The sequence below is a fragment of the Candidatus Methylarchaceae archaeon HK02M2 genome, from assembly GCA_024256165.1.
Taxonomy (GTDB): Archaea; Thermoproteota; Nitrososphaeria; order Nitrososphaerales; family JACAEJ01; genus HK02M2.
Map to the genome: position 1 here is coordinate 1 of JAKLZG010000007.1, position 14961 is coordinate 14961.

Sequence of the window (14961 nt, forward strand, 5' to 3'; positions counted from 1 at the left end):
AAAAAATTGGTAGAAGAAGAGATAAGATGTCCTTGGTGTGATTCGAAATTTCCTGACTCTGAAACCTTAAGTAAACATATAGACGATGTGCATCTAGGAAGAGGGCTTCTTGAAGGGGATAAGAGAAAGTGGGCAGAATGATAAATGATAAACTAAAGTACAAATTCTGCAATTATTGAATTATTGAACGAATAGTCTGAAATCTTCGATACTAGTGTCGATATGTATTGAGACGATCTTCTTCTAAAGCAACTTGTATGGCTTTAAGTGCACTTTTCTCCTTATCTTTGATCTCTAACATTATATCAAAATCAAAAGATTTTGTTTTTTCTAAAAAGTTTTTAAAATGCTCCAGATTCAATGAATCAACATGTTTACCTTTCTGTTTACCTTTTTGTTGAGAACTATAATCAACCATCGGTATACCATCTTTTTCTTTCCAAGTTGTTGTAAATAGCTTAAAGGCCTCACTTATCGTTTCCCCAGAATTATTTAACTCATGATGAAAATTGTCAAATAATATTGGTACTCCTGTCTGGGAATTTATCTGAAGACAATCTTTTAGATTGTAAAACCTATCATCGTTTTCAATCACAAGTCGTTTTTTAATAAATTCATCAAGCTTCCAGAACCTTTCGATAAACCTCTTTATGCTCTTTTCCTTATCTCCATAGACTCCACCGATATGTATCTGTATTTTAGCAGAAGCGTCTAGTTCCATTAAATCTAAAACCTGTGCGTGATAAATAAGTTCTCTTAAACTATTTTTGAAGACTTCATCATCTATTGAATTAATGAGAACGAATTGATCAGGATGCATAGATATTCTTATATCATGTGTTTTGATCAAACGACCGATTTCTTTAAATTTTCTTCTAAAATGATTTGGCCAGTTAAAATTGCAGATAGGATGGGATGCAAAGGGGATTAAATCTGAAGTTATTCTAAAAAATAAAACATTGTGTTTTATATTAAATTTGAATATTTTAACTAGACAATCCAAATTATTCTTAATGGTCTCTATTAAGCGCTCTTCGGAGTAAGACTTTAAGCGAAATGTCCTACTGCTTTTACATCCAATAGAACGATTTATACACGGATAACCTATTTTCAAACCATTTTATACAAAACTTTGCTTGGTTAACTTTAATATTTTTTATGCTGTTTTAGCATGCTTATATGAAATTCCTTCGTTCACCCAGAGTTCTAAGTTATAACATGGAAGATCATTATATATAATATATTTTATAAAAACTCAAATTATTGTATATGCTCTTTGAGACACAATGGTAAATCAAGTTGAATTTTTATTAAGAGGAAAGTTGTTACCACCCTTAATAAGTAAGCTGCAAGTTTCTGAAAGACTGATTATTGAAAATGTTTTGGGTCCTATTGAGTTTAGTATTCCTAGAGAATCGGATTCTTTTGCTATTGCCTACGTTGGTTCGGAGGATAAATCATACTTTTTTCTTGATGCAACCATATACATTGATTTCTTTCTTTTGATACATGCTCTAACACATAATATAGTTGTAACTCATTATAAAGGCATAGCATTTGAAATATCGACGATAAATGATCTTGGAAAAAAGAAAGTCTCATTCAGAAAATTTAAGAAAGTTAACATTTTAAAGGAAGATCTTCAATGTGAGCTGAGCAAAATAATTCTTTTAACCAAAGAGCGTTTTCTTGAATTTGAAAAGGATACTGAAAAAATCATGGGTGAATATCTCGGTCTAGCTCTCCGTTATCATTTTTTTGCATTACAGGCTTATAATAGACGTCACTTTGATGAGGTTGTTCTCAACTTGGTAATTGCAGCTGAAGCTCTTTTCAGTACTGGCAAATCTCATAAATATAATCTTAAAAGAAGATTCTCTAACTTTATAGCAAATGACGAAACTGAAATTTATGAGATTGAAAAAACGATAAGCAACTTCTATGATTTAAGAAGTGCTATTGTTCATGGAGGGAAAAAGAAAATTACTTTCAATGACGTAAAAATTCCGAGCATATATATTCAAAAAGCAATCGAAAAAGCACTTTCTTCTAGACTCTATTTAAAAGAAGAATTACTAAAAGTCACCGATATTGAAAGTGAATGATAGATAGTTATGAAATTTCCCTTAAGAGGTCCATAAAAACACTTACAAGTTTTGGACTCGCTTTCATAATGTCTGAGGAGGTAATTATTCCTACGAGCCTATCATTTTCTATAACAGGCAATCTTTTAATTCGTTTTTTCGTCATCAATTTTGCTGCATCTTCAATGTCAGTATTAGGGTTTATTGTCACCAACGGAGTAGACATAATTTTTTTGATTTCAAATAATTTTGGCTCCGAGTGAAGCTCCACCATCCTTAATATGTCTCTTTCTGTTACTATTCCAATTGGTCTTCTTCTTTCAGTATCCACAACTACGACTGAACCAATGTTAAACTTGTTCATCTTTTGAACAGCTTCTCTTACATTCTCGTATATACCTACAGTTTTAACATTCTTCGTCATAACGTCTCTTACCATGAGAATGCCCGACATTTTCGTCATCTTAACTTAAGATAATTCCATATAAATATTCATCTTGAATTTTTTAGGTTTTATGAATCACGTCATATTTTTAATAATGATATAATTAATTGGATTTGTTAACCCTATGAAACCTAGTCTCGACAATCTTAGAATGGAGTTGGTAAATGGTGCAAAGGCCATTTTTTCTAAAGGTCTTGTAGATGTTGGTGAAGGGAATGTTAGTGTTCGTATACCAAAAAAGCAAGAGTTACTCATTACTCCAACTTTTAACCTATATGAGACGATGAAAAAAGAAGATGTTGTTCATTTAAAATTTGATGGTACACAATTAAGTAAAGGCAAACGTGCCTCCTCAGAATACAGACTACATGTAGCTATTTATAAAGCTCGTCCAAAAGCACAATGTGTTATTCATACACATTCACCTTATGCAACAATGCTTTCTGTAGCTAGAATAAAGATTCCTATCTTATTGGAGGAGATGGTTGTTTTTTTGGGTGGTGAAGTTAATGTCTCAGAATTCGGACGAGCGCATACCGATGAGATGGGAGAAAAGCCACTGATGGCTTTAAGTACAACGAATGCTGTCCTATTAGCTAATCACGGAGTTTTGGTCTGTGGGAGAACTGTGGAACATGCGATAAAGATGGCTGAATTAGTCGAGAAAATGGCAAAAATATTTTGGGGTTCATCTCAGATTGGAGAACCTGTTAATATCTCTAAAGAAGCATCTAGATTTAAAAAGATTTTTGACTTGAATTTTGCAACTTATTAAATTGAGAGGTAAATCTTATAACAATCTCACTAAAAATAGTAGTATAATTTAAATTAAATTAAAGGTGGATAATTTGGGAGAAAAAGAACAAATTGTACTTGAAGCTATGGAAAAAGCGGGAAAACCGGTGAGACCTGGAGATGTTGTAAAGATGGTCGATCTCGACAAGGAAGAAGTCTCCAAGATTATAGCAAGTCTGAAAAAGAAGGGAAAAATTACTTCTCCCAAAAGGTGTTTTTATGCGCCAGTTATTGATAAATGAATCTCTTAAGTTTGATAAACCAAAAACCTGTAAAGTTTAGTTTAGTTTAGTTTAGTCAACCCTATTCGTACCAGTCCAATCATAACCGATTCCATTATATTATTCTTCTATTTTTGGATGTTATCAGAAATCAACTCAAACAGTTTTGAGAGGCTACCAGATACATCTCTTTTTAAGTTAATTCGCAAGACTCTACGGCCAAGTTGTTTTAAAGCTTGGTAATCCCCTAAGGCTTGAACTTGGATTAAGTTATTAAAGGTATAATTGGTCTCAGGCACTTCTAAATCTTCTCCTGGTTCGTCGATCAATTGGATAAATAGACCTGTATTGGGACCGCCCTTATGCAATTGTCCAGTTGAATGTAAGAAACGGGGACCGTAACCCGATGTTGTTGCCAATTGAAGATTGTTTAAAAGTACAAGACGAATCTTCTGTAGGGCTTCTGTCGTCTCAGGAGTGGGAGGTAAGAAAGCTTGTATCGCTATATAGTCTCCTTCCTTAGCTTCGCCAAACCAACACTTTAGAGCTTTGGTTAACGCTTTAGAGTCTTCAACCGATATCGTTTCCACATCTTTTTTGTTTAATATTCCCTTTTCCACTTTAGCCATCATATTCTTAGCAAAGTCTTTAGCCATCTGCACGTCTGGCTGGTTAAAAGGGTGTACACCTATCACTGAACCAACTGCTGCCACAGTTATCTCCCAAGAAAAGATTTCTTGGCTCAGATTAATTTTATCAGTTAGCTTGATGCACACTATTGGATGGCCTTTGACTTCCAACTCTTTTACTAGTTCTTCGAGTTCAATATTATCATCCTTCTCAATATAAAAATAGATGAAAAAACGATCTGCAGCATAATTCTTAGACGAAGTTATTGGTTCATTAACTATCGGGATCGTACCTTTACCATCCTTACCTAGGCTCTCAGCAATAAGTTGCTCTAGCCAAAGAGAGAAACTACTTATCGATGGTGAAGTAAGGAAGGTTACCTTATCACGACCCATTTTGGTTAGTTCACCCAGCGCTGCAGCTAAGACTAAGCTTGTAGTTTCATTTAGGGAGATGCTTAATGAACAATTTTCGGACATGATCCAAGATCGATCAAGGAACTTTTGAACATCCATCCCGATAAGCGAGGCAGGCAGTATTCCAAAGGCGGTTAGAGCTGAATATCTTCCACCTATATCTGATGGAGCTTGGAAAATGTTACGGAAGCCTCTCTCCTGAGCCATTTTCATCAGAGGTGTCCCAAGATCGGTGATGGCAACGAAGTGACTACCACGATCTTTTTCTATTTGACCGACTTTCTTCCAGAAGTATCGAAAGAGGGATAAAGTTTCAATAGTAGTTCCTGATTTACTAGATACAATGAAGAGGGTATGTCGTAAATCGATTTTCATTTCGACTGTTCTTATAGCTGATGGATGAGTACTATCTAGAACTATAAGTTCAGGATACCCCTTTGCATTTCCGAAGATAGTCTGGAATACTTCTGAAGCTAGGCTTGATCCACCCATTCCAAGTAGGATTACATGGCGTATACCTTCTGATTTCACTTTTTCCGCGAAAGATATAAAATCTTCGAGTTGTTCGTTCATTATTTCAGGAAGTACCAACCAACCTAATCGGTTGGTTATTTCAGGGACGGTTTTTGGGAACCATAAAGTGGCGTCTTTTGCCCAAAATCTTTTCAAAAAGTCGATTTCTTTCCAGTACTCCAAACGCTTGTCTACTAGAGTCTGATATCTCCCAAGTTTAAGACAAATAGATTGACCGTATTTCTCTAAATCTCTTAATGGATTCATATTTCCACCTTATGTAAAAATAATTTTTACCTCCTTACCAATTCTAGAGCATGTTTCACTACATTATCTACATTAAAACCCAACTTATCGTAAACAATGTCACTAGGAGCAGATGCTCCAAATCGATCTAAACCAATCACCACTCCCATCTCCCCAACATAATTGGGCCAACCTATTGTGACGCCTGCTTCTAAAGCAAGTTTGGGCACATCAGGTTGAAGCACGTGTTTTTTGTATTCTATAGGTTGCTCTTCAAAAAGCTCCCATGACGGCATAGAGACAACTTGTACATTTAATCCCTTTTTCTTTAACTCCACGCTGGAGTCTAGGGCCAAGTGCACTTCCGATCCTGTTGCGATGAGAGTGATATCTGGATTTCCAGAGTCCGATTCAGCGAGTATGTAAGCGCCACGAGGAACACCCTCCTTAATAGGATAATGCTCTGGGTCCAGAACTGATAAATCCTGATGTGATAATATAAGGGAGACTGGGCCTTTTCGCTCGACTGCAACTTCCCAAGCCACTGCAGTCTCATTGGCGTCAGCAGGGCGGATCACTGTCAATCCTGGAATGGCCCGGAGACTCATCAAATGTTCCACAGGCTGATGGGTTGGACCATCTTCTCCCAGACCGATGCTATCGTGGGTGAATATGAAGATTACATGGGTCTGCATTAATGCTGCTAGTCTTATGGCTGGACGCATATAATCGGAAAAGACCAAGAAGGTTGCAGTATAGGGGATATAATTGCTGTATAGGGCCATACCGTTAGCGATGGCCCCCATGGCGTGTTCTCGAACTCCAAAGTGGATATTGTGTGCACAGTCTTTGCTGAAACCGAAGTCCCCATAACCCGTAAGAATTGTCTTTGTCGAAGGATCAAGGTCTGCTGAACCTCCTATTAAGAAGTGGTGTGGTGCTCCACCTAAAGAATGAAGTTTCTCACTCAGCACGTTCATCACCTTGCCTGAGGCGTTGCGGGTTGCCATCGGCCCTTCTTTGGGTTTGAAAGAAGGAATGAAACTTTTCCAGTTGACAGGTAGTTCGCCTTTTATTACCTGCTCGAATTGGGAAGCTAGATCTGGCGCCTCATGTCGATAGTCATCTAGAAGGTTGTTCCATTCGATTTCTAGGTTGTCTCCTTTTGCGATGGCTAGATGGAAATGATTTAATGTTTCCTCAGGAATGTAGAAAGTCGGTTCTGTGGGCCAGTCTAAAGCTCTTTTAGTTTCCAGTAGAGCCTTTTGACCCAATGGTTCACCATGGGCGACTGCAGTATTCTGTTTTGGACTTCCATAACCGATCTGAGTTCGAACTATGATAAGGGTGGGCTTCTTCTTTTCGTCCTTAGCCCTTCGAATAACTTTATCTATCTCCAATAGATTATTGCCGTCAGCTACTTGAAGAACAAACCAGCCATATGTTTCAAAACGTTGAAGTACATTCTCTGTGAATGTTATGTCCGTTTCTCCTTCGATTGAAATGTGGTTATCATCATAAAGATAGATAAGTTTGTTTAAATGTAATGTACCAGCCAGATAGGCAGCTTCAGAGCTGATACCTTCCATAAGGTCACCATCAGAGATTATGGAATATGTGTAATTGTCTACTATTGGAAAATTCGGTAGGTTGAAGCAGTTAGCAAGAAATCTTTCAGCCATCGCCATTCCCACACCCATGGCAAAGCCTTGACCTAAAGGGCCAGTTGTTGTCTCTACCCCTGTAGTAAGACCGTACTCTGGATGACCAGGGGTCTTACTCCCCCATTGACGAAAGCGTTTCAATTCATCTAAAGGTAGATCGTATCCGTAGAGGTGTAGAAGAGCATAGAGTAAAGCCGAGCCATGTCCCGCCGAGAGGATAAAGCGGTCACGGTTGATCCAAAAGGGGTTACGGGGGTTATGACGAAGGAACCTGTCCCATAGGACATACGCCATTGGTGCTGCGCCTAGAGGTATACCAGGATGGCCCGATCCGGCTTGTTCAATAGCATCAAGGGCTAGGAAACGTAAGGCGTTAATACAGAGTTCATCTAAACTCTTCATCAATATAGCCTCCTTGATTATCATATAGTTTTATGAAAATGTTATAAATAAACATGTAATTCTTTTACCATTCAGATAATTTATGGAGACCGTATATCTTATTTTGGGCCAAGGCAGCTGCCCCTATAACGCCAGCATCATCACCTAGTGCAGCTTTTACAAATTTTAGGTTTTTAAGGGCTGATTCAAGTGCTTTTTTTCGAGTAAAATTTTCCACTATTTGGATCAGATCTGGTAAACCTTCGATGACACCGCCTCCTAAAACAAAGAGGCAGGGATTAAATGCGTTTACAATACTCACTGCACCTGCAGCAAGGTATTGTCCGGTTTCTTTCACTAACTGATGAGCTTTCTGGTCCCCTTCTCGGTAGGCATGGCCAACGGTAGCTGCTGTGATATTTTCAATACTGCCTGCTAAGGAAGTCAAGTACTGCCACGCTTCAGGATCAGACCGAACAGCTTCTTGTGCTCGTTCAGCTATCGCCCAACCACCAGCATAAGCTTCTAAACAACCCATATTGGGACAGCGGCAACTACGACCACCGTAAACGATAGTGATATGTCCCAGTTCTCCACCAGTATTACTACAACCCACTAATATCTTCCCGCCACTTATTACGCCACCACCTATGCCAGTTCCAACAAAGAGAACGATTAGGTCATCCACACCTTTTCCCGAGCCGTAACGCCATTCACCCCAAGTCGCAGCGCGCACATCATTGACTACAATTACTGGCAAACCTAATTTCTCTTCTAACTTCTCTTTTAAGGGTACATTTCGCCATTTCAGATTAGGTGCGTAGTGCACAACTCCTTTAAAATCAACTTGTCCGGCGATGCCAATCCCCAAAACCTTGGCTTCTTGTCTAGCTTTGTCAAGGCATTCATCTATACTTGTTAGGATGTCTGTGATAATCTTATCCGAGCCCTTCTCCGGATGTGTTGGATATTTATGAGCTGATAAAATCTGACCATTAACATCTACTAAAGCTGTTTTAACTTTTGTGCCTCCGAGGTCGACTCCTAATGTGGGGAGTGACGTAACATTACGTTCCATCATTTTATAATTAATTAAGGCGGGGTAATTAATTATTTATACGGGAAAATATGCAGTGGGCTATATACTGCTTACCTCTAACTCCTCTCTAGTTAGATACCAAACAGAAATTATCAAAACACTAGCTAATCCATAATTAAAGAGTGCACAGTAAAGAGCTAGCTAGCGAAATCCATAAGCTCTTTAATATTATGTATCTCAATTAGGTTACTCGCGTGTTTTGTACGTGTTCGAACAGCAGCAGTAAAAAGAACATTATCTTCATCATTAATGAGACCGATGGTGCGAAGTTGGTTCGCTAAGAACATTATTCGATCTTTCTCATTGCTATAATCTATATTTATAGGATATACGCCAAAAACCAACTCAAGATGGTTCTTGACTTTTTTCTCTGGTGTAACCGCAATTATCGGTTGTAGAATTTTAAATCTTGATATCATCTTCGCTGTGTAACCTGATCTGGTCAAGGTCACGATTTTGTCAATTAACATGCTTTGACATACACTCTTAATTGATTTACTTATTGTATCCGAAATACTGATGAACTTACCATTTTTAACATTGCTTTCTACTGCTTTTTCAGTCTCCTTTGCAATTCTACTCATCATCGAAACAGCTTCTACTGGATACTGACCTATTGATGTCTCCCCTGAAAGCATCATCACATCTGTTCCGTCTAATATTGCATTGGCTACATCACTAACTTCAGCTCTAGTTGGGTTTGGCTGATAAATCATTGATTCGAGCATTTCTGTAGCTGTCACAACAGTTTTGCCTTTTTGATTACATAGTCTGATTATAGATTTCTGAGCTAAAGGAACGTTTTCAGGTTTAATTTCAACACCTAGATCGCCCCTTGCTATCATTATATATTCTACTGCATCTAAAATCTCTTTGAAATTTTTTAAGCCTTCAGCATTTTCAATCTTAGCAATAATCTCGCCTTTAGCTTTAGATTTTAGATTTTGTATATCTTGAACATTCCTTGTAAAAGAAAGAGCAATAAACTCAAGATTATTTTCTTTTGCAAATTCAATGATCTCTAGGTCCCTCATAGAAAGAGTTGGAATTGAAAATTTTTTGTTGGGGATATTTACCCCTTTACCATCATCAATTTCTCCGTTGTTCATTACTAACAGACTTAATATTCCATCTTTCTTCTCAATAACCTGAGTCTTTATCTTGCCATTGTCGATATAGACTTCATCATCTATACTCATACCATCATAGAAATCATGGTTGAAGTTGATTTCCTCATTTTTAAAACCTATCTTTAGAATATCTCCTTTTTTTGTGATTTTCTTTTGCTTTGCTCGAAGCCTGATTTCAGGCCCCTTAATATCGATTATTATTGGAATATCAGCCGTTTTTCGAATATTATCTATAATTAGCTTGTATTGACTAAGAGTCCCGTAGGCAGCATTTATCCTGACACCATTCATCCCTTCTTGATACATTTTTTGCAGTATTCCCGTTTGAAGGCTGGCTGGACCAATTGAGCAGATAATTTTAGTTTTTTTCAGCATTTAACTTCCTTAATTAGTACGAGGGGCCTAAATAAAGAGTATTTTAGTAAAGAAAAATGTCTTTACTTCTGAGCGAATGGTATATTGACTGTGTTTTTTTATGAGTGTATCTAGAAGCATTAATCAGTGAATGTATTACTAACTTGTATTACTAAATTTATTCAACCGATTATTTCCATACTACTGCTTTAGTTATTCGACAATCCCAGCAGGCATAAAATGATTTTGTGATTTTTATTAAATCTGGTTTCGGTTTGATCAGATCAGGATGCGGTTGGTATAAACAATCACCAACTCTTTCCATCTCTTTTCCACACTCTGGACAGAGTGGATGATGTTCTTCAAATATGGATTTACACTTACTTGTCCAGCAGCAGACTCTATGAAATTCACCGTGAGCTATACACCAACGATTTGGTGAAACTTTGTTATGGAGCGGACAAAAACTCATAATCTACACCTTTCAATTCGAATTATCAATTTCATCAGAGGGCTCTTAACGAGAAATTAACTTATTTAACCTTACCGATTCGCATATACCAAATTCGGTCTACAATCAAGTAGATGCCCTGATCAAATCAAGGCTGATCTGCCAAAGTCTTAGAGCGGTTGTTTCGTTGTAGGAGGCTTTGGATGATTTGACCGCTCTTTTTTTCTCAAAATACCTCCCTGAAACATTTTCTACTTCAGGTGATGTTGCTAGAAAGATTATCGTCTCTGCACCCTTCTTTGGACTTTGACTAAATACATTAATCAGTCGCTTCATAGAACCCATGACCCTGCTACCATCCAAACCAAACTTAGTCGCAACTAATCCAGGGTTTACCGCGTTCACTGTTACACTTGTCGCTTCAAGACGTCGCGCTAGCTCATAAGTGAACAGAATTTGGGCGAGCTTGGCCTGACCATATGCCCCTGCCCCTGAATACTTTTGTCTACTCTGTAAATCTTCAAAATTGATATTCGCCCTTTTATGTATGCCAGACGAGACATTGATGATACGAGAAGGAGCGCTTGCTTTCAAGGTATCAATTAATAAATTAGTCAACAAAAAGTGGCTCAGATAGTTAACGGCAAAAGTCATCTCTATACCATCTACTGTTTCCTGACGCTTATAGTAAAACGCTCCAGCATTGTTCACCAATACATCAAGTTTTTGATATTGGCTCATAAATTGCTCGGCAAGATTGTATATATCACTTTGAATTGATAGGTCAGCAAGGATAAACTCAACATTTGAGTTGCCTGTCTGATCTATAATTTTTCTAACAGTGGTAACGGCCTTTTCCGAATTTCGGCCTAAAACAATCACAGTTGCGCCTTTTGCAGCGAGTGCTTTGGCTGTAACCTTGCCCAAGCCTGAAGTAGCTCCCGTTACCATACAAACTCTATTTGCCATAGATCTATCTAGATTTACCAAATTAAGTTGATAATTTGTTGACACCAATCTTTATAATAATTATTATGATAAGATACTTGTATGAATATATTTTTATAACAGTGTTATGCTATTATTGTTGTGGTATATAAAATGGTGAAAGTTAAAGCTTCATTTGGAGCAGGTTGTTTTTGGAGTGTTGAAGATACATTTCGCAAAGTCAAAGGTGTTTTATCTACTGCTGTAGGATTTATGGGTGGAATGACGAAGGATCCGACATATAAAGAAGTGTGTACTGATAGAACGGGACATGCAGAAGTAGTTCAATTGGAGTATGATCCTTCTTTAGTTTCTTATGAAGAGCTTTTAGAAGTGTTTTGGGAGATTCATGATCCTACAACCTTGAACAGACAAGGTCCAGATGTGGGCTCTCAATATAGATCGGTGATTTTCTATCATACTGAAGAGCAAAAAGTTCAAGCTGAGGAATCAAAGAAAAAACAAGAAAAATCTCGAAAATATAAAAATAAGATCGTAACCGAAATAAAGCCTGCTTCAGTATTTTATATGGCCGAAGATTACCACCAACAATATCTGGAAAAATGTGGTTTGAAGAATCAAGGTATCTGTTAAGAAGGTGCATAGAGTTATGAGAAATAAAAATAAGATAGACAGATCAGAAAAAGAGTGGAAAAAAAACCTTGCTACTGAAGAGTACCATGTCCTAAGAGAAAAGGGGACTGAGCCAGCATTTACTGGAAAATATCTCGACAACAAAAAGAAGGGTGTTTACAATTGTGCTGGTTGTGGTAATGATTTATTCCTCTCAGATACAAAATATGATTCAAGGTCTGGTTGGCCCAGTTTTTGGGCTCCAACTTCGGAAGACAGTATTGAAATAAAACCTGATAAGAGTTTAGGGATGCAGAGGACTGAAGTACTCTGTAGCCGGTGTGGAGGTCATCTCGGCCACGTATTTGAAGATGGTCCTGAACCTACGGGTCTTCGTTTCTGTATTAATTCGATAGCACTTGATTTCAAAGAGAAATAAAAGTTGAAGAAAGAGAAAGGATTACGGAATTACCCAGATATTCATTAAAAGAACTTTTATCTAGTGAATAAAAATAACTTTTTTTCATTAATACTTTTCTTTTTTGTTTAACTTTTTGTTCAAACAAAAGTTAAATCTTCGGAACTAATTAAATAGAAATTCTTGATGGAAATGAAGATAGGTGTATTATCTGATTCTCATGCTCATTGTTTAGATGATCTTCCTAAGAAAGCTGTCGAAGTCTTGAGTGGTATGGATCTGATAATCCATGCTGGAGATTATACTGGCAAGAGGTTACTGGATGACTTGAGAAATCTTGGCAACTTTAAAGGAGTCTATGGAAACATGGACCCGTTTGAGGTCAGAAGAGAGTTGCCAAGCATTGAAGTTATTGAAGTAGGTAAATACAAGATAGGTGTTACCCACCCATCAGAAGGAGGTTCTCCATTCGGATTGGAGAAAAGGGTAAAGAAGAAATTTGGATATGTCGATGTGATCGTATACGGTCATTCTCATATGATAAAAAACAAAGTTACAAATAATATTCTATACTTCAATCCAGGTAGTTTGTCGGGTAAGTTACCTGCAATTCATAAGTCTTTAGGAATTCTTATAATTAATGAAAAAATTATAGGAAGAATATTAAAAATTTGAGTAAAGAAACAGTTCTACTATCTGCAGTAGGCAAAAAAAGGTAACTAGAATATTTAAACAAAATCAAAAAATAAAGGGGGGATGTTTATTTACGGTATTATCGATACGAGCCATGGCGAATACGTAAAATTGTTTGATATTTCATCGCCGGAACCTGGACCTACACCAAATGTAGCTGGATTTCCTGGGCCACTTATGTCGCCCCAGAAGTTGTTCTCTGCATCTATAGCGTCTAGTGGGAATTTGCAGTAGACACCATATCCTACATTATCATATATGTTATTGTAATTGATAACAGGATCTGATATAGTATCAGCGATACATATCCCGTCTTTGTAATTCCTTATTATATAATTCCTATTAGTGGGAGAACCGCCTATCAATGGATAAGAAGGATCGCCCTGACCAATATCAAGCCAGATACCGTATACGTTGTTGGCGATATAGTTTCCAATTATTGTTGGATCTGAGCCCCTACACTGGATACCATCATAGTTGCCGAGTATCGTATTATCACTTATTGTAGTTGGACCTTCGTTGTTGCTACGACAATCATGCAGGAATATCCCATTCTCATTTCCGGATAGTGATCCGCTGTAGCCTATCATGTTGTTCGATATCAAGCCAAAGGATCGATACCAGTTTATACCATCACCTTTATTGTCGCATATCTTATTGTACTGAATAGTAACGTCCTCACAACCTACTTCTTCTTCCATTAGTGAGTCTATATTTATTCCATTTTCTATGGCTCCTATAATATTATTATGTTCTATTATCACATCATTTGAGTGGAGAATATCGATGTTATGGATCATATTGTAAGCTATTGTGTTGTATGCGATCCTTACTCCCATACATTCAATCGATAGAATACCACAAACAGGTCCATTTCTAATGAAGGTTGTGAACGTATACATAATTGTATTGTGAAGTATCTGTGGGTTCTCAACATGGAATAGATGTATGCCTTCGTTACCATTACCAAGGATCGTGTTCCATTCTATTGTCACTGGAGAATCGAAGTGATCCACATATATGCCTGCATATTCGTTACCACTTATTATATTGCCCTTTATGAGGAGGTCTTCACCTACATGAACTTCGTTGTTGGAATTTGCTGTTATAGCAATAGTAAAGATTATACCTTCACCTATACCTATGCCCCTTCCTCTATTTCCTGTTATCTTGTTGTATATGATCTCCACCTCAGAAATCATATCCATATAGATGCCGTCACCCATAGACATAGAATTAAATTGATCTGGACCTAAATCCAACATATATCCTATTCCGCCATTCTCGCTAATGACATTGTATGCTATCAATACATTTTTCACCATCAAGAACTCACCATCGTTACCAGTTGGTCCCATGTAATGGTGTCTATTGATCTCTATACCACTGCCCTGGTTCCACAGTATTTCGTTGTATGTTATGACTATATTCTCTGTGTTTTCTATATGTACACCAGCACCGATGTTACCCATTATCTTATTGTTGCTTATCGTCAGGCTTAAGGCTATTTCATCTAAATTCCAAAGACTATCGCCTACATAATGAATTCCACATTCATCTGTTCCAGCATTATTTTCATATATATATTCATTCACAAGAATTTTATTGTGTGTTATAGAAACTATCGGACATTTGTATAATGATATACCGTCTCCTATATTTGAGCTGATCAGGTTAGATGATATTGATACACCGTTCACATACTCCAGGTATATGCCATGATTTACATTTGCGGCTATCTTATTCCCCTTGATCCTGATGTTGTGTTGTGAGTTTGGATCGTCGTTATACAGAACCTCATTGTCACCATATATGCCACATTCATCATTAGAAGAATATATCTCTTCACCATTGCCTACAA

15 protein-coding genes are annotated in these 14961 nt (G+C 37.3%); 6 read left to right on the forward strand and 9 right to left on the reverse strand.

Features of this window, described 5'->3' with window-relative positions; genetic code table 11:
* Nucleotides 1-211 precede the first annotated feature (211 nt).
* The gene (gene uvsE / locus L6N96_00335; protein ID MCP8322613.1) at nucleotides 212-1114 is read right to left on the reverse strand and encodes a UV DNA damage repair endonuclease UvsE; all 903 of its coding nucleotides are present in this window, start codon (nucleotides 1112-1114) and stop codon (nucleotides 212-214) included.
* Nucleotides 1115-1286: 172 nt separating this feature from the next.
* On the opposite strand from uvsE, the gene L6N96_00340 reads away from it, so the two are divergent.
* Nucleotides 1287-2105, forward strand: coding sequence for a HEPN domain-containing protein (locus L6N96_00340; protein ID MCP8322614.1), 819 nt, complete (start codon nucleotides 1287-1289; stop codon nucleotides 2103-2105).
* Between the two features lie 7 nt (nucleotides 2106-2112).
* On the opposite strand, the gene L6N96_00345 is transcribed toward L6N96_00340, so the two are convergent.
* Nucleotides 2113-2538: a CBS domain-containing protein gene (locus tag L6N96_00345; protein MCP8322615.1), complete on the reverse strand. Its 426-nt coding sequence runs from the start codon at nucleotides 2536-2538 to the stop codon at nucleotides 2113-2115.
* Between the two features lie 115 nt (nucleotides 2539-2653).
* Between L6N96_00345 and L6N96_00350 the strand changes: the two genes are divergently transcribed.
* Both L6N96_00350 and L6N96_00355 read left to right on the forward strand, forming a co-directional pair.
* Entirely contained in the window at nucleotides 2654-3304 is a 651-nt protein-coding gene (locus L6N96_00350) for a class II aldolase/adducin family protein (protein MCP8322616.1), read from the forward strand.
* A gap of 73 nt (nucleotides 3305-3377) precedes the next feature.
* Nucleotides 3378-3566 (forward strand): MarR family transcriptional regulator, encoded by a 189-nt coding sequence (locus L6N96_00355; GenBank protein MCP8322617.1) that lies wholly within the window; start codon nucleotides 3378-3380, stop codon nucleotides 3564-3566.
* 107 nt (nucleotides 3567-3673) lie between these two features.
* On the opposite strand, the gene L6N96_00360 is transcribed toward L6N96_00355, so the two are convergent.
* The 6 genes from L6N96_00360 to L6N96_00385 all read right to left on the reverse strand — a co-directional run bounded on the left by L6N96_00360 (nucleotide 3674) and on the right by L6N96_00385 (nucleotide 11398).
* A complete protein-coding gene (locus L6N96_00360) occupies nucleotides 3674-5371 on the reverse strand; it encodes a hypothetical protein (GenBank protein MCP8322618.1) in 1698 nt (565 codons plus the stop codon).
* Nucleotides 5372-5397: 26 nt separating this feature from the next.
* A complete protein-coding gene (gene tkt / locus L6N96_00365) occupies nucleotides 5398-7416 on the reverse strand; it encodes a transketolase (GenBank protein ID MCP8322619.1) in 2019 nt (672 codons plus the stop codon).
* Nucleotides 7417-7480: 64 nt separating this feature from the next.
* Entirely contained in the window at nucleotides 7481-8476 is a 996-nt protein-coding gene (locus L6N96_00370; protein MCP8322620.1) for an ROK family protein, read from the reverse strand.
* A gap of 155 nt (nucleotides 8477-8631) precedes the next feature.
* A complete protein-coding gene (gene pyk, locus L6N96_00375; GenBank protein ID MCP8322621.1) occupies nucleotides 8632-9999 on the reverse strand; it encodes a pyruvate kinase in 1368 nt (455 codons plus the stop codon).
* A gap of 169 nt (nucleotides 10000-10168) precedes the next feature.
* Complete coding sequence (locus L6N96_00380) at nucleotides 10169-10450, reverse strand: hypothetical protein (protein MCP8322622.1); 282 nt, start codon at nucleotides 10448-10450, stop codon at nucleotides 10169-10171.
* A 105-nt stretch (nucleotides 10451-10555) separates the two neighbouring features.
* A complete protein-coding gene (locus tag L6N96_00385) occupies nucleotides 10556-11398 on the reverse strand; it encodes an SDR family oxidoreductase (GenBank protein MCP8322623.1) in 843 nt (280 codons plus the stop codon).
* A gap of 132 nt (nucleotides 11399-11530) precedes the next feature.
* On the opposite strand from L6N96_00385, the gene msrA reads away from it, so the two are divergent.
* From msrA to L6N96_00400, 3 genes are all read left to right on the forward strand, one after another.
* Entirely contained in the window at nucleotides 11531-12010 is a 480-nt protein-coding gene (gene msrA, locus L6N96_00390) for a peptide-methionine (S)-S-oxide reductase MsrA (protein ID MCP8322624.1), read from the forward strand.
* A 16-nt stretch (nucleotides 12011-12026) separates the two neighbouring features.
* Complete coding sequence (msrB, locus tag L6N96_00395; GenBank protein ID MCP8322625.1) at nucleotides 12027-12428, forward strand: peptide-methionine (R)-S-oxide reductase MsrB; 402 nt, start codon at nucleotides 12027-12029, stop codon at nucleotides 12426-12428.
* Between the two features lie 171 nt (nucleotides 12429-12599).
* Entirely contained in the window at nucleotides 12600-13082 is a 483-nt protein-coding gene (locus tag L6N96_00400) for a metallophosphatase family protein (GenBank protein ID MCP8322626.1), read from the forward strand.
* Between the two features lie 89 nt (nucleotides 13083-13171).
* Here the strand turns inward: L6N96_00400 and L6N96_00405 are convergent.
* Nucleotides 13172-14961 (reverse strand): right-handed parallel beta-helix repeat-containing protein (locus L6N96_00405; GenBank protein ID MCP8322627.1); only part of this gene is annotated, 1790 nt, incomplete at its 5' end.